The 17,073-nt window shown below is 28.8% G+C and carries 14 protein-coding genes; 11 read left to right on the top strand and 3 right to left on the bottom strand.

The annotated features are described in order from the left end of the window. Positions 1-113: 113 nt before the first annotated feature. Complete coding sequence (tyrS, locus tag J2Z71_RS07595; RefSeq protein ID WP_210061752.1) at positions 114-1,346, bottom strand: tyrosine--tRNA ligase; 1,233 nt, start codon at positions 1,344-1,346, stop codon at positions 114-116. A gap of 364 nt (positions 1,347-1,710) precedes the next feature. Between tyrS and J2Z71_RS07590 the strand changes: the two genes are divergently transcribed. The 6 genes from J2Z71_RS07590 (at position 1,711) to tkt (ending at position 9,283) form a co-directional block, all read left to right on the top strand. Further along, complete coding sequence (locus J2Z71_RS07590; protein ID WP_210061750.1) at positions 1,711-2,886, top strand: NAD(P)H-hydrate dehydratase; 1,176 nt, start codon at positions 1,711-1,713, stop codon at positions 2,884-2,886. Between the two features lie 21 nt (positions 2,887-2,907). Then, on the top strand, positions 2,908-3,252 hold the full coding sequence (locus J2Z71_RS07585) for a type II toxin-antitoxin system PemK/MazF family toxin (protein WP_210061748.1): 345 nt from the start codon (positions 2,908-2,910) through the stop codon (positions 3,250-3,252). Positions 3,253-3,379: 127 nt separating this feature from the next. Further along, positions 3,380-5,464, top strand: coding sequence for a DUF5693 family protein (locus J2Z71_RS07580; protein WP_210061746.1), 2,085 nt, complete (start codon positions 3,380-3,382; stop codon positions 5,462-5,464). Beyond that, complete coding sequence (csaB, locus tag J2Z71_RS07575; protein ID WP_245311210.1) at positions 5,448-6,557, top strand: polysaccharide pyruvyl transferase CsaB; 1,110 nt, start codon at positions 5,448-5,450, stop codon at positions 6,555-6,557. Before J2Z71_RS07580 ends, csaB begins: the two co-directional genes overlap by 17 nt. A 3-nt stretch (positions 6,558-6,560) precedes the next feature. Further along, positions 6,561-7,319, top strand: coding sequence for a WecB/TagA/CpsF family glycosyltransferase (locus J2Z71_RS07570; protein ID WP_210061741.1), 759 nt, complete (start codon positions 6,561-6,563; stop codon positions 7,317-7,319). Positions 7,320-7,330: 11 nt separating this feature from the next. Beyond that, entirely contained in the window at positions 7,331-9,283 is a 1,953-nt protein-coding gene (gene tkt / locus J2Z71_RS07565; RefSeq protein WP_210061738.1) for a transketolase, read from the top strand. 213 nt (positions 9,284-9,496) lie between these two features. Here tkt and J2Z71_RS07560 read toward each other — a convergent pair whose 3' ends face one another. After that, complete coding sequence (locus J2Z71_RS07560) at positions 9,497-10,678, bottom strand: coenzyme F420-0:L-glutamate ligase (protein ID WP_210061737.1); 1,182 nt, start codon at positions 10,676-10,678, stop codon at positions 9,497-9,499. A gap of 9 nt (positions 10,679-10,687) precedes the next feature. Next, complete coding sequence (locus J2Z71_RS07555) at positions 10,688-11,257, bottom strand: 5-formyltetrahydrofolate cyclo-ligase (RefSeq protein WP_210061734.1); 570 nt, start codon at positions 11,255-11,257, stop codon at positions 10,688-10,690. Between the two features lie 233 nt (positions 11,258-11,490). Here J2Z71_RS07555 and ftsE point away from each other — a divergent pair, with 233 nt between their 5' ends. The 5 genes from ftsE (at position 11,491) to glmU (ending at position 17,063) form a co-directional block, all read left to right on the top strand. After that, complete coding sequence (gene ftsE / locus J2Z71_RS07550; RefSeq protein WP_210061732.1) at positions 11,491-12,177, top strand: cell division ATP-binding protein FtsE; 687 nt, start codon at positions 11,491-11,493, stop codon at positions 12,175-12,177. Beyond that, positions 12,164-13,063, top strand: coding sequence for a permease-like cell division protein FtsX (ftsX, locus tag J2Z71_RS07545; protein WP_210061730.1), 900 nt, complete (start codon positions 12,164-12,166; stop codon positions 13,061-13,063). Before ftsE ends, ftsX begins: the two co-directional genes overlap by 14 nt. Before the next feature lie 10 nt (positions 13,064-13,073). Next, on the top strand, positions 13,074-14,312 hold the full coding sequence (locus tag J2Z71_RS07540; protein WP_210061724.1) for a murein hydrolase activator EnvC family protein: 1,239 nt from the start codon (positions 13,074-13,076) through the stop codon (positions 14,310-14,312). A gap of 11 nt (positions 14,313-14,323) precedes the next feature. After that, entirely contained in the window at positions 14,324-15,493 is a 1,170-nt protein-coding gene (locus J2Z71_RS07535) for a S41 family peptidase (RefSeq protein WP_210061723.1), read from the top strand. A 193-nt stretch (positions 15,494-15,686) separates the two neighbouring features. Further along, on the top strand, positions 15,687-17,063 hold the full coding sequence (gene glmU / locus J2Z71_RS07530) for a bifunctional UDP-N-acetylglucosamine diphosphorylase/glucosamine-1-phosphate N-acetyltransferase GlmU (RefSeq protein WP_210061722.1): 1,377 nt from the start codon (positions 15,687-15,689) through the stop codon (positions 17,061-17,063). The last annotated feature ends 10 nt before the right edge of the window (positions 17,064-17,073 follow it).

Genomic DNA, 17,073 nt, shown 5'->3' with positions numbered 1-17,073 from the left:
TATTCAAAAAGCCTTAGGATACTTATCTCCCTTAGAATACAAATTAAAATATCTATAATATTTTATTTGATGTGTACTTGACAGGGCATAGTATCCTAGGACCTCTTTTTAGTTTATTTAAATTTAACTTGATGATATACTTTTTTACCTTTTTTAATTAGGATTTTATCATCTTTAAAGTTATCTTCTGTAATTACTGCATTTACATCATTAACTTTTTCTCCATCAATAGAAATACCATTTTGTTCAATAAGTCTTCTACCTTCAGAGTTTGATTTAATTAAAGAAAGTTCTTTCATAAGTTCAATTAGATTTTTTCCTTCTTTAAATTCTTCTTTGTCAAATTCAGTTGTAGGAATATTATCTGAATCTGCTCCTGTTGTAAATAGTGCTTTTGCAGCTTCTTGAGCTTTGTTTGCTTCATCTTCTCCATGAACTGTTTTAACTACTTCATAAGCAAGTCTTTCTTTAGCCTTATTAATACTTGATCCTTCTAATTTTTCATATTCTCTAATTTCTTCCATTGGAACAAATGTTAGAAGTTTCATAAATTTAATAACATCTCTATCATCAACATTTCTTAAATATTGATACATTTCATATGGTGGAGTTTTCTTTTCGTCTAACCATATAGCTCCTTTTGCAGTTTTACCCATTTTAATTCCATCTGCAGTTGTAAGAAGACTAAATGTCATTGCATATACTTTAGCTTGTTCTACTTTTCTAACAAGTTCAAATCCACCAATCATATTAGACCATTGATCTGATCCTCCAAGTTGAAGTCTACAATCATATTCTCTATATAAATGTAGGAAGTCATAGGATTGAAGTGGCATATATCCAAATTCAAAGAATGTAAGTCCATCTTCAAGTCTGTTTTTGTATGAATCATAAGAAAGCATTTTATTTACTGTAAAATGTGTACCAACTGTTCTCATAAAGTCTAGATAATTAAGGTTAAGAAGCCAATCTGCATTATTTACAAATCTTGCTTTTCCTTCACCGAAATCTAAGAAGTTAGAAAGTTGATTTTTGAAACATTTTGCATTGTGTTCAATAAATTCTTTAGTCATTACTTTTCTCATATCATTTCTGCCAGATGGATCACCAATCATTGTAGTTCCACCACCAAGAAGTGCAATAGGTCTATGTCCAGCTTTTTGCATATGCATCATAGCCATAACTGTTAAAAAGTGTCCTAGTGTAAGTGAATCAGCAGTAGCATCAAATCCAATATAAAAAGTTACAGGTTCGCTTCCAAGAAGTTCCTTTAACTCATCTCTATGTGTTACTTGATCAATATATCCTCTTTCTTCAAGAATATCTAATACATTTTTCTTTTCCATATATCCTCCTAAAAATAAAAAATACTACGCGCATACGAAAGGACGCATTCGTGTTACCACCTTTCTTCGCCGTAGCCTCTTACTGTTTAAGCACAGTTACCTAAGACTTAGATATTGTAATTTCAAACTATCTATTTCAAAATAGTCCTACTTGATATCATCAATGTCTATGTATGAATTTAAAGATATAGTACAATAGTTTGTGTGATTTGTCAAACTATATTGAAAGTTATAATTGTAATAAAAAATTAAAAATATATTAGAGATTTATTTAACTATTAATTAGAATTATACTCTATAATTATATATGGTATAATATAAAAATTATGTTTAATACTTTTAAGATAAAAGATTAGGTGATTATATGCTTGGGGTAGATATTGTAAAAGTTAGCAGAATAAAAAAAGTCTATGAGAAGTTTAATGAAAAGTTTTTATTTAAAATTTTTAATGATGAAGAAATTTTATACATAAAAGGAAAAAATTATAATATAGAGACAATATCAGGACTTTATGCTGCAAAGGAAGCAGTTTCTAAATCAATGAAAACTGGAATATCTAAATTATCTTTTAAAGATATAAAAATATACCATAAAAACAATGCTCCATATGCCATTGTTTTTGACAATGTATTTGATTTAAGTATATCTCATGAAAGGGAGTATGCCATAGCTGTATCAAATTTTAGAGAAAAATTAAATGATAGTGAATTTAAGTTTTTAAATAAAAGAAATAAAAATGCTCATAAGGGAGATTTTGGAAAAGTTGCAATTATAGCAGGTAAAAAGGGAATGACTGGATCTGCCTATTTATCTTCTAATGCTGCAATGAGAACAGGATCAGGACTTGTATATAATATTGTTCCTGAGGATATAATGGATATTATGAGTATTAAATATATTGAAGTTATAGCTAAATCTTTTGATAATTTAAATAATATGAATGATTTTCTAGAAAAAATGGACTCAATTGCAATTGGACCTGGAATGGGACTATCAAGTAATGAAGAGAAAATACTTGATAGTGTGCTTAAGATAAATAAAAATATTGTAATTGATGCAGATGGAATTACTAATTTATCAAAAAATATGAAATTACTTGAAAAAAGAAAGCCCTATACTACAATATTAACTCCACATAATTCAGAGTTTTCTAGATTATATGGGTATAGTATAGATGAAATACAAATTAATAGAATTAAACTTGCTAAGAGCTTTGCGCTAAAATATAAATGTGTTCTTTTATTAAAGGGTAATAATACAGTTGTTACTGACGGTAAAAGGGTATATATAAATAGAAGTGGCAATCCAGGAATGGCAACTGCAGGATCTGGAGATGTTTTAACTGGTATAATTGCTTCACTTCTGGGACAAAACATAGACATATTTAATGCAACTTGTTATGGTTCTTATTTACATGGTCGTGCTGGTGACTTAGCAAAAGAAGCTGTAGGTGAAGAAGCTTTAATTGCTTCAGATATTATTAGAAATATTTACAAGGCAGTTTCAGAATGTATAAAAGATGAATTTGAAACTACTTAATATTATATAAGGTGCGATATTATGTTAATTAAGAGAGGAGATATATTTTACGCCGACTTGTCGCCTGTTATAGGTTCTGAACAAGGTGGTGTAAGACCTGTTGTTGTTATTCAAAATGATGTTGGTAATAAGTATTCACCAACTATTATAGTTGCTGCTATTACATCTCAACTAAATAAGGCAAAGTTGCCTACACATGTGAATGTGGAATCAAAAAGTGTTCCGCTTCCAAAGAATTCTGTAATATTATTAGAGCAAATAAGGACCATAGATAAAAAAAGGTTGAGAGAGAAAATAGGCAAATTTGGTGATGGTATAATGACTGATATAGACAATGCTATTAAAGTCAGCCTACATCTTAAGTAATTGGATAATATACATACTTATAGGCTTTAGATTAAATCTAAAGCCTATTTTTATATGTAAAATTCTATATTTTCATAGTATAATGATTGTTATACTTATAGAGTAAAAAAAGACTAAAGGAGATAAAATGTTAAAAAACTATAAAAACAAAATATTTGCAGTTTTTATACTTTTATCAATTATTTCTTCCTTTTATTTTGTAAATGGAAGACTTAAAGCTGAGAAAGTTTATAAAAACTATGAAATTTGTGCTGATTATGATGATTTTGTAAGAATGGGTTTTAGTTTGGGCAAAAATCCTAAGGATTATTTTAAGGAATTATCAGAAAATGGCATAACTACTGTAATGATAAATGAATCTAGTATTAATTCAATGAAAAAAGATCCAACAAAAAATATTAAAACTTATAATGATGGAATTGATTTAATAGTTGAGGGAAATGCTGAAGATTTAGATTTTATTAAAGAAGGACTTAATTCTCTAAAAGAAAAAAGAGAAATTGAAGAAATTTCAAAAAATCAAATTAAGATTAAAGGAAATTTTGAAGATATTGTACTTTATAAATCTGATGCTTTAAATATTTTAGGTCAAAGAGTTGGAGATGACGGTTTTACTGGATCTGTACTTGAGTATATTGGACTTGGTTTTGAAGAGGAAAAAATTAACAATATAAAAGATATTGAAAATATTCAAATTAATTTAAGACCTACTTTTACTGAAGATTATCAAGATACAAGATATTCTATGAATAGATTTTTAGAATCTGTTGATAAATATTCAAAGAATCAAAATTATATAGTTTTTTCAGGAAAAGAATTTTATAAAAACACTGAAGATGATGAAAATATTCAAAGTGATTTTATAAAGGAAATTAATAGTAGAAATCTAGCTATGGGAATGGTTGAAGCATCTAATCAAAGAGGTCATTTAGATTTAGATGGAATAAATTCTGTAATAAAAAAAGATGATGTAAAAAAAGTAAGAGTATTTACAACTTGGGATTATATCCAAAATGAATTTGATTATAAAATTCCAGGACATCACAATGGAGAAGAGCTTACTAATGTTTATTATAGAGCTATTTCAGAAAGAAATATTTCTGTTGTATTTTTAAAACCATTTATTAAAAATAATAAAATGATTCCAGAAGCTAGTGTATATGGAAAAGTTTTAGGAGATTTAAATGAAAGACTTGTAGAAAAGGGATATGAAGATGGAAATGCAAATCCAATGGGAAATTGGGAAGTAAATAATAAGATGAAATTTCCAGTTGCACTTGGTACTACTGCAGCTTCTGTTATTCTTTTAGGACTTGTATTTGGAATAGGAATAAAACTTCAATCAGTTTTCTTTGTAATAGGGGCATTATTAAGTGCAATGTTCTTCTTACTTGGAAAGAAGGAAGATCTTGGAAATGTATTGTTTAATTTAGCTGCAATTGTAGCTTATCCATCTCTTGCAGTATGTATTATTATGGAGAATTTTAACAATGCTAGAAAGTCAAAAAGACCTATGAAGTTATCTAAGATATTTATTCACAGTACTCTTACTCTTTTAGCTGCAATTATAGTGTCTATGATTGGTGCTTTAATGGAAATTTCATTTATGAGTGGTACTAATTATTTAATGGAGCTTACAATATTTAGAGGTGTTAAGATTTCTCAATTATTGCCAATACTTTTATCTATATTTATATTTATGGCCTATGTAGGTTTTTATAGAGAAGATATTACAAAGCCAAGACTTGAGGTAAAGGAATTGACTAAGGCTCTAAATCAAAGTGTTACTTTTTGGCAAGCAGGACTTGGAGCACTTGTTTTAGTTATTCTTGCATTATTTATTTTAAGAGGTGGAAATACTAGTGCTAAGGTACCAAGTATAGAACTTTTATTTAGAAATATGCTAGAAAATATTCTTCCTGCAAGACCTAGAACTAAGGCAATATTTATTGGATATCCTGCAGTATTTTTATTAATATATTTAGGATATAAAAAACGTGGAGAATTTTTAATATTACTTCTTACAATGTTTACAGCTATTGGACAAGCTGATATTGTAAATACTTTTTCTCATATTAGAACTCCACTAAATATTAGTTTTTCAAGAATATTAATTGAATTTGTTGGAGCTACAATTTTAGGTTTAATTTTAATTGTAATTGCTCAAATAATAATGAAAGGGTATGACAAATACATTGCAAAAGCGCTATAAAATCCTAGTTTCAGGATATTTTGGATACAATAATATAGGTGATGAAGCAATTTTAAAAGGTCTTATTGACGGAATAAGAAAAAAATCTTCAAATATTGATATTGTAGTTCTTTCAAAAAATCCTGACTGGACTATGGCAAAATACAATGTTGAGTCTGTTAATAGATCGAAGATTAGTGATATTATTTCTGCCATTAGGGACTGTGATATGCTAGTTTCTGGTGGTGGATCACTTCTTCAAGATGTAACAAGTAAAAAGTCGATTTTATATTATCTTGCTATTTTAAAACTGGCATTATTTTTTAAGAAAAAGACCTTTATATATTCTCAAGGTATTGGACCAATAAGTCTTAAGTTTAATAGGATTTTAACTAAAAGAATTTTAAATAAAGTTGATTTTATTAATGTACGGGACAATCAGTCTAAAAGATATTTAAGTGATATGGGAATTAATAGAGATATTCTTGTTACAACAGATACTGTCTTTGGAATAAATAAACCTTCTTTAGAAGATGGAAAAGAACTGCTTGAAAAACTAGGTATAGATAAAAATAAAAAAAATATAGCTCTTACAATTATAAATTGGAAGGGATATAGAAAAAGAACAGTGGAAGAAATAATAAAAACTGTAGAAAAAATAAAAGAAAAAGAAGATGTGAATATTATTTTAATTCCATTTTTTTATCATGTAGATTTAGATATTGAAACTGAGATTTATAATAAGTTAAAGAAAAAGTATGATAATATTTATTTAGTTAAAGAATATCTTCATATAGAGAGATATTTGTCACTTGTTGGAAATATGGATATTATGCTTTCAATGAGACTACATGGATTAATTTTTGCAACACTTATGGGTGCATATCCCATAGGAATTTCCTATGATCCGAAGATTGATGGTTTGATGAAGGAATTAAATAGAATTCAAAATCACTATGTTGAGGATTTTAACTCAGATGATGTTGCTAAGGAAATAATTAATGCAGTTGAAAATTTAGATATGCTTATGGAAGAAACTAATACTCATTTAAAGAGATTTTATAGTTTAACTGATAAGCATAATGAGGCTGTAATTGAAGTATTAAAGAGGTGAAGTATGGAAAAGGTAAGTATATTTGGTGTAGATATATTTAATATAGATTTTAAAGAGGCAACAGAAATTGTAAAAGGTTTTTTAAAAGAAGATGGAAAAATTAAAAAAATCTTTACTCCAAATACAGAAATTGTAATGGATGCAAGGGACAATAATGAAATAAAGGATATAATTAATTCAGGAGATTTAGTTATAGCTGATGGAATTGGTTTAATCTATGGTTCTAAAATGAGGAAGAAACCTCTTAAGGAAAGGGTAACTGGTTTTGATATTTCTATGAAACTTATAGATATTGCAGAAAAAGAAGGATATTCAATTTATCTTTTAGGTGCAAAACCTGGAGTTGCAAAAAGAGCTTCTGAAAATTTAAAAAAAGACCATCCTAATTTAAATGTAATAGGCCATCATGATGGATATTTCAAGGGTATTCATCTTGGAATGAAGGATCATGAAGAAGAAAAAGTTGTAATAAATGAGATAAATAGTTTAAAACCTGATATAATCTTTTTGGGGCTGGGATTTCCCAAACAAGAGATATGGATTAATGAAAACGCTGAAAAACTTGATTCTAAGCTAATTATAGGAAATGGTGGGGTAATAGATATTCTATCAGGAGATATGAAAAGAGCTCCAGAAATTTTTATAAAGTTAAACTTAGAATGGTTTTATAGATTAATTACAAATCCATCTAGAATAAAAAGGCAACTAGCTATTCCCAAATTTTTAATTGCAATAATAGTAGATAAGAATTCCGTAAAGTGAGGGGGATAAAATTGAAAATTGATGAACAATGTATAAACACCATAAGATTATTAAGTATTGATCAAATTCAAAAGGCAAACTCAGGACATCCAGGATTACCACTAGGAGCTGCACCTGCTGCTTATACAGTATGGAAAGGTATGAAACACAACCCAAATGATCCTAAATGGATTAATAGAGATAGATTTGTATTATCTGCAGGACATGGATCTGCACTTTTATATTCACTATTACATTTATTTGGATATGGACTTAGTATTGATGATCTAAAAGAATTTAGACAACTAGGATCTATGACACCAGGACATCCAGAATTTAGACATACTACTGGAGTAGAATGTACAACTGGCCCACTTGGACAAGGTATCTCAATGGCTGTAGGTATGGCTATGGCAGAAAAACACCTTGGAGCAATATATAATAAAGACATAGAAATAATAGATCACAACACTTATGTAGTATGTGGAGATGGAGACTTAATGGAAGGAATATCCAATGAAGCTTCATCACTTGCAGGAACATTAGAACTTGGAAAATTAATAGTACTTTATGATTCAAATAAAATTACTATTGAAGGATCAACTGATCTTGCATTTAGAGAGAATGTACTTAATAGATATTCTGCTCTTGGATGGCAAACAATAACTGTAGAAGATGGAAATAATATCTCTGAATTAGAAGAGGCAATTAAACTTGCTAAAGAAGATAAAACTCATCCTGCAATAATTGAAGTAAAAACAAAAATTGGATATGGATCACCAAGAGTTGGACTTGCAAAAGCACATGGTGAGCCATTAGGAGAAGATGGAGTTATAGAAACTAAAAAATATTTCAACTTCCCAGAAGATAAAGATTTTTATGTGCCAGAAGAGGTTCGTGAATATTTTGAAGAAATTAAAAAAGATTTAGAATTTGAATATGAAAAACAAAAAAGAGTAGAAAAAATCTATTCTGAAAAATATAAAGAAGATTATGAAAAATTAATTAAGGCTTTTAATGAAGATTGGGATTTATCTTTCTTAGAAGATAAAGAATTTTATGAATTTGAAAAAGATTTAGCAACAAGAGCATCATCTGGAGAAGCTTTAAATAGAGTTGCTGATAAGTTTGAATCTTTCTTTGGTGGTTCAGCAGATCTTGCACCATCAAATAAATCAAATATGAAAAATTCAACTAATTTTAGTGCTATTAATCCAGTTGGAAAAAATATCAACTTTGGAATAAGAGAACATGCAATGGGAGCTATTGTAAATGGTATTATGCTTCATGGAGGACTTAAATCCTATGGAGCAACATTCTTAGTATTCTCAGACTATATGAAGCCTGCAATAAGACTTTCAGCTCTTCAACAAATAGCACCTGTGTTTATCTTTACTCATGACTCAATAGGAGTAGGAGAAGATGGACCAACTCATGAGCCAATAGAACAACTTGCAATGCTTAGATCTATTCCAAATAATATTGTATATAGACCAGCAGATGCTTTTGAAGCTGCAGTAGGTTGGAAAGTTGCTATGAGTTCAAAATCAACACCAGTTTGTTTAATATTATCAAGACAAACTCTTCCAAATCTTTCAACTTCATCACTTGAAGCTGCAAAGGGAGCTTATATTGTTAAAAAAGAAGACGAAGAACTTAAGAAGATTATTATTGCAACAGGTTCTGAAGTTAGTATTGCAATAGAAGCTGCAAAAGATGATAAAAACACTCGTGTAATTTCAATGCCTTCAAGAGAACTATTTGAAGCACAAAGTGTTGATTATAGAGAAAGAGTACTTCCAAGAAATATTAAAAGAAGACTTGTTGTAGAAGCTGCTACATCTTTTGGATGGCATAAATATGCAACAGAAGAAGGAAAAGTTATTTCAATTGATGAATTTGGAGCATCAGGTCCAGGATCAGAAATATTTAATTATTTTGGAATTACTGCTGAAAATGTAAAAAAAGCTTTAAATGAAATTTAATATTAATTTAAAATACATCTAGTTTTCTAGATGTATTTTTTTATAAAAAAAAAGCCCACTTTAAAGTGGGCTGCTTTAATAGTATGTAAACTCTTAAAGCCTAACTACTAAAAGATAGGAAATTGTATTCCTAAACTTTAATCAATTATATTACATTAAATATATAAAGTAAATGAATAAAAAAAAGCACTGATTAATCAGTGCTTTAAATAATTATTTTGTTGCGTAGTTATCAAAGTATCCTTGAACATAAACTACAGGAGTACCTTTGTCTCCAGAACCTGAAGTTAAATCACAAAGTGATCCTAAAAGATCAGTAATTCTTCTTGGAGTTGTTCCAAGTGTTTCTGCTGTTCCAACTAGATTTTCATCTTTGTTAGAAATTTTTTCACGAATTATCTCTTCTCTTTCTTCTTTAGATAAATCTTTTAGTTCTGTATCTGCAATATATTTTATTTTAAGTTCATTTGGAGTTCCAGCAAGTCCTTCTGTATGAGCTGGTGAAACTACTGGATCTGCAAGTTCCCAAATTTTTCCAACGGGATCTTTAAAAGCTCCATCTCCATAAATCATAACTTCAATTTGTTTATTTGAATAGTCACAAAGTTTCTTTTGAACAGCTGTTACAAATTCAGCTCCATCTCTTGGGAATAGTTTAACACTATCATCACTAGCAAGGTTTGAGCCAAGTAGACCAAAATCCGGATTATATCCTGAACCATTAACAGATTCATTTAAAATATCATCAAGGCCATAAACTTTTTCTGCACCTGAATCGATAAGTTCTTGTTTTATCATATCTCTTGTATGAATTGAACAAACTAACACATCTTTTGTGTATTTAAGAATAGATTTAGGATCATTTGAAAAATGTATTTCACAATTTCCAGCAATTTCTTTGTATAGAGATACATAGTCAATTCCTGTGAATTCGTGTTTTACTTCTTCTCCAAAGATTCTTCTATAATCACTTTCTTCTAAAACATCAGTAAATGGATTAATCTTCTTTTCATAAAGTAGTTTTTCATCCATAAGGTGATTTCCCACTTCATCAGAAGGATATGACAGAAGTATGTGAAGTTTTCTACCACTGTTAGCAATACCTTTAAGAACAATAGAAAATCTATTTCTACTTAAAATTGGAAATACAAGACCAATTTCTCCATCATATTTATTTCTAACATCTTCTGCAATTTGATCCACAGTTGCGTAATTTCCTTGACTTCTTGCTACTAAAGACTCAGTTACTGCAACAACGTCTTTATCTCTCATTTGAATATTTTCTGATTCAACAGCTTTTATCATTGAGTCACAAACAATGTCAACAAGGTCGTCACCACTTTTAACTATAGGTGTTCTAATACCTCTTACAACTGTACCAATATATCTTTCCATTTTTTCCTCCTACAATATATAAAATTTCTTTTCAGACAAAAAATAATTTACAGGGATATCAAAATTTTCTTGCCAAGTATTGCCTGTAGTAAACTGAAAATCATATCCAATACCTAGCTTTTTAATATCTCTTTTTAAGCTTTTAAAGAATTTATCATAAAATCCTCCACCATAACCAATTCTATATCCTTCTTTATTAAATAAAAGACCAGGAACAATGGCAAGATCTATAATATCAGGATCTATAAAATCAAGATATTCAGATGATGGTTCTAAGATTTTCATATAATTCTCTTTAAGATTAGAGAAATCTCTTAATCTTGATGCTTTCATTGTCTTTGTTTTAGGATCTACAACTGGAACATAAACTTCCTTATTTAATTTAAGAGAGTTTTTAATAATATTATGTGTATTTACCTCTTTATTATAACTTACAAAGATAAATATATTATTAGCATTTTTAAACAGCTCAAGACTATACAAATTTTCTTCAATAAGATTTGAACAAACTTGCACCTCTTCATAGCTTAATAAATTTCTTCTTTTTAATATTTCATCTCTTAATTCTTTTTTACCCATTATTCACCATCCTTAATAATAGCAATGGGGTTAAAAGTAATTTTCTTTTTGGAAACTTCTATGAATTTCCTGCAATAACATTATAACCATATAATTTTGATTATAAAAGGAAAAACTTAAGAAACTAAGAAAAAATTGCTTAATCTTAATTCTTTTTGCAAAAAGGTGGAAATTTGTTACCAATTTGTAATATAATAGATAAGTAAAATATTTCTTCATAAGAAAGGAAAACTATGATAATTTTTGAAAATGTATTTAAAGAGTATCGAAATGGCTCTTTAGCACTTTCTAATATTAACTTTGAGGTTGAAAATGGAGATTTTCTTTTTCTTGTTGGATCTTCTGGGGCTGGTAAGTCTACGATGATTAAACTTTTAATTAGGGAAGAAGATGTTACAAGAGGAAAAATTTTAATAGACGATGTTGATATTACAAAATTGCCAAAGAGAAAGATACCAGAACTTAGACGTGATATTTCAGTTGTATTTCAAGATCATAGATTGTTAAATAAAAAAACTGTTTTTGAAAATGTTGCTTATGCTCTTGAAATTCAAGGGGAAAGTAAAAAAGAAATAAAAAAATCAGTTGAAGAAACTTTAGATATAGTAGGTTTATTAGACAAAAAGAACTGCTATCCAGAGGAGTTATCTGGTGGTGAGTCACAAAGAGTTTCTATTGCAAGGGCAATTGTAAATAAAGCCCCTATTCTTTTATGTGATGAACCAACAGGAAATCTAGATCAAGATACAGCTTGGGAAATAATGAAAACACTTATAAAGATAAATGAAAGAGGAACTACTATTGTAATGGCAACACATGCTGTTGATATAGTAGATAAGATGCAAAGACATGTTATTACTTTGTCTGATGGAAAGATAATAAAGGATATAAAAAGAGGTGGCTACTATGAAGAAGATTAGACAGTCACTGAATTTACTAAAAGAAACTTTTAAAAATTTATGGAGAAATAAGGCAATGGGATTTGCTTCTATAATTTCTATTGCTGCAATGCTTAGTTTATTTGGATTTGTACTTCTTTTAGTAATAAATATTAATACTTCTGTTTATCAACTTGGAAATGAGCTTGATAAGGTTGTTATTTATCTTAAAGATGAAACTAAGCCACAAAATGTAAATAATCTTATAGCAGATATTTCAAAGGATGATAGAGTTAAGGATGTAAAATACACATCTAAAGATGATGCTTTAAATGAATTTAAAGAAAATTTTGGAGATAAGGCTTATATTTTAGATGTAATTGAGGAAAATACTCTTCCTGCTTCTCTTACAATTTCTTTAAAGGATTTATCTTATACTAAGGATTTTGCCGATGGATATAAGGATAAAGATGAAATTGAAAGAGTTGATTATCATTATGATTTGATTTCTAAGATGATAATTTTTGAAAAGGGAATAAAGTATGTTGGTTTTGCAATAGTAATAATATTATTATTTGTTTCAATTTTAATTATAAATAACACTATTAAAATTACAGTTGCAAATAGAAGACGTGAAATAAATATAATGAAATATATTGGAGCTACAAATGCATATATTAGAGGTCCATTTCTACTTGAGGGAATTGTATTTGGAATAATTGGTGCAATTATTGCAACTTTTGTAGTCTATTATGGATATTCCTTTGTATTTGAAAAGGCGAATGAACAGTTCCAAAATATTTTTGGAATGAATATTACATCTCCTGATGTAATTAAGACAAATATTTCAATTATATTTGCATGTATTGGTATTGGAATTGGATATTTAGGTTCATTAGTATCTACAAAGAGATTTTTAGATGTTTAGAGGTGAAGATATGAGAAAGTGCAGAGCTTCTCTTTTGGCACTTTGTTCTGTTCTTATTTTTTCTCAAGTTACTTATGCTTCAAGTAAGGACTTAGAAAAAAAGAGACAACAAAAAATAAAAGAGAAAGAGCAAGTATCTCAAGATGTAAAAAGTAAAAAAGATAATGTAACTAAAACACAGGGAAAAGTTTCATCTGTTCAAAAGGAAATAGATGTACTAGATAGCCAAATTGTTGGTGTGGAAGGCGAAATATCAACTCTTGAGAGTGAGATCGCAGTACTTAATGATAGAATTGAAACAACTCAAAGAGAACTTGAAGAGTCTGAAGCAAATTTAAAGGAAAAAGAAGAACTTTTTGGTCAAAGAGTTAAGGCAATGTATATGGATGGGCGAGTAAGCTATGTTGAGGTTTTACTTAATTCAAAGGATATGGAAGCTTTAATTAAGAATAATCAAACTATTACAACTATTGCAGAGTCTGACAAAAAATTAGTTGATTATATTACAACTCAAGTAAATACAATAAAAGAAGCTAAAAAACAATTAGAAGAAGATAAGAGAAATGTTGAAATAAATAAATCAAAACTTGTATCTCAAAAGAATAGCTTAGTTGCAGTTAATAATAAGAAAAGTGCATATATGCAAAGTCTTGAAGCTGATGTAGAGCTATATAGAAAAGAGTATGAAAAGGCTGAAAGTTACTGGAGTAATATTGATTCAGAAATAGTAAGACTTCAAGGTGAGATAAGAAATGCAAAAAATAAAGAAGCACAAGCTGAAAGAGAAAGACTTGAAAGAGAAAGAAATGCAAGAGCAAAAAATGTCTCAGCAACAAATAATATAAGACCAAGAGTTAATTCTAATGCTTCAATGGCTTGGCCACTTCCAGGATATAATAGAATATCATCTCAATATGGAAATAGAAGTCATCCAATACTTAAGCAAAATAAATTCCATGCAGGTATTGATATTCCAGCACCAAATGGAACTCCTGTAAGAGCTGCAAAAGCAGGAACTGTAATAATGTCTAGATCAATGAGTGGACTTGGAAATGTAGTAATGATTGATCATGGAGATGTTGTAACAGTATATGGACATAATTCTGTATTAAAGGCAAGAGTAGGACAAAGAGTAAATCAAGGAGATGTAATATCTTTAGTTGGATCTACTGGTATGTCAACTGGAAACCATCTTCATTTTGAAGTTAGAGTAAATGGAGCAACTAGAAATCCACTATCCTATGTATAAAAGAGGTTAATATGAAAAAAAGACGTAATGTATTATTAGTAGTAATACTTTTAATAGTGACAAATATTTTAACTTATAATTTAACATCTTGGGGATATGGAAGAATTAGTAAAGATAAGTTTGCTAAGATGAATTTTTTAGAAAAATTTGTAAAAGAAAATTATCTATATCCTGTAACAGATGAAGAACTTGCAATAGGTGAATTAAAAGGTGTTGTAGCAGGACTTAATGATCCTTATTCTGAATATTTAACAAAGGAAGAATATAATAGTCTAACAGAGACGACTTCAGGTAAATTTTATGGAATAGGTGTTTTTATTTCAAATCAAAATGATGAATTTATAACAGTTATTTCTCCAATTAAGGATTCACCAGCAGACATAGCAGGATTAAAAGCAGGAGATAAAATAATTAAGGTTGATGATAAGGAATATAATGCATCTCAAACTTCTGAAGCTATGAAAGCTATGAGAGGCGAAAAAGGAACAGAGGTTAAAATAACTATATTAAGACCATCAACAGGAAAGACAAAGGATTATAATATAGTTAGAGATGAAATAAAAGAAGAAACTATAATATCATCAAATTTAAATGGTATAGGTTATATTGGCATTACTCAATTTAGTGAAGATACTTCTAAGGATTTTAAAAGAGAAATAGAAAAGCTACAAAAGGAAAATATAAATTCAATTATTATAGATTTAAGAGGAAATCCAGGTGGTATTGTAGATACTGCGGCTGAGGTTGCAGATATACTTCTTCCAGAGGGAATGATAGTCTATGCAAAGGATAAAAATAAAAATACTGTATTTGAATTTAAATCTGATAAAAACTTTGTAGATTTACCTCTTGTAGTTTTAATAAATCAAGGTTCTGCTTCTGCATCAGAGATTTTAGCTGGTGCTATAAGAGATTATAATCGTGGAACTATAATAGGAAAAAAATCCTTTGGAAAGGGAATAGTTCAATCGGCTATGAGATTTCCAAGAGGTGATGGAATAAAACTTACAACTTCTGAGTATTTTTCACCTAAGGGGATTAATATTCATAAAATTGGAATTGAACCAGATATTGAAGTTGATTTAGAAAAAGATATTAAAGGAATAGGTATTGAACATATAAATGAAGATGCTCAACTTCAAAGGGCAATGGAAGTATTAAGGGACGAAGTAAATAAATAAAAATAAAAGCTATCTATTTTTAAAGATAGCTTTTTTTATACATTGAATTTGTGTTAAAATAAAAAAGTATGTAAAAAATGTAAATTATATCTTAAATTTGTAAATTAAATATATATACTTTTGTTTTTTATATTGAGGAAATGCCTATTTGTCGCTATAATAGATTAAGAGTAAATAGTAAAGAGGTGTACTGATGAAGGTTTCAATTATCCTGGCTGCAGGAGAAGGAACAAGAATGAAATCAAAAACTCCAAAAGTCTTACATGAGATTTTAGGAGCTCCAATGCTTAAATATGTAATAGACAGCTCTAAAAGATCAGATGTTGAAAAAATTTGTGTAATTATTGGCCATAAGGCTGATGAAATTAAAAATTATTTTCAAGATGAAGATGTTTTATTTAGAGTTCAACCAATGGGTGAAGATGAACCTTATGGAACTGGCTTTGCAGTAAAACAAGCAGTAGGAGATTTTGATGATAATGATACAGTTGTTGTATTAAATGGAGACACTCCTCTTATAAGAGAGCAAACCTTGGATGGATTTCTACAATTCCATGAGCAAGGTCATTTTTCATGCACAATTTTAACAGCTGATTTAAAAGATCCAACTGGTTATGGCAGAATTGTAAGAGATGATGATGCAAAAATTGTAAAAATCGTAGAGCAAAAAGATGCAAGCGAAAAAGAAAAATTAATTCGTGAAATAAATTCAGGAATATTTGCCTTTAATGGAGGAGACTTAAAAAGAGCATTAGAAAGTTTAGATACAGACAATGCACAGGGAGAGTTATATCTTACTGATGTTGTTAAAATTTTAGTTTCTGAAAAGAAAAAGATTGGTGGATTTAAACTAAGAGATAAAAGAGAGATTCTAGGGGTAAATAATAGAGAACATTTATCTAATTGTACTGAGATTATGAAAGAAAGAGTAAACAAAAAATTTATGGAAAATGGAGTTACTCTTATTGATCCAAATAATACTTACATTGAACCAAGTGTAGAAATTGGATTTGACACAATCATATATCCAGGAGCTATTATCCAAGGTAATACAACTATTGGAGAAAACTGTAAAATCTACGGAACTACTAGAATTATTGACTCAGAGATTAAAGATAATATTGTAATAGATAATACTTTAATTGAAGAATCTATTATAGGTTCGAATACAAAAGTAGGACCATATGCACATATTAGACCAAATTCAAATATTGGAGAAAATGCAAAAGTTGGTAATTTTGTAGAGATTAAAAATTCAAATTTTGGAAATGGCTCTAAAGCTTCACATCTTGCATATATTGGTGATGCAGATGTTGGGGAAAATGTAAATATTGGATGTGGAGTTATATTTGTAAACTATGATGGTAAGAATAAGTTTAGAACTACAGTTTCAAATAATGCATTTATAGGTTCAAATTCAAATTTAGTAGCACCTGTTGAAGTTGAGGAATACGGCTATGTTGCAGCAGGATCTACAATTACTAAAAATGTTAAAGAAGGACAACTGTCAATAGAAAGATCAATTCAAAAAAATATTGATGGCTGGGTTGAAAAGAAAAATTTAAAATAATTAATAGGGG

This window comes from Peptoniphilus stercorisuis (genome assembly GCF_017874395.1).
GTDB classification, from domain to species: Bacteria; Bacillota; Clostridia; order Tissierellales; family Peptoniphilaceae; genus Anaerosphaera; species Anaerosphaera stercorisuis.
This window is presented reverse-complemented; position numbering and strand designations above follow the sequence as displayed.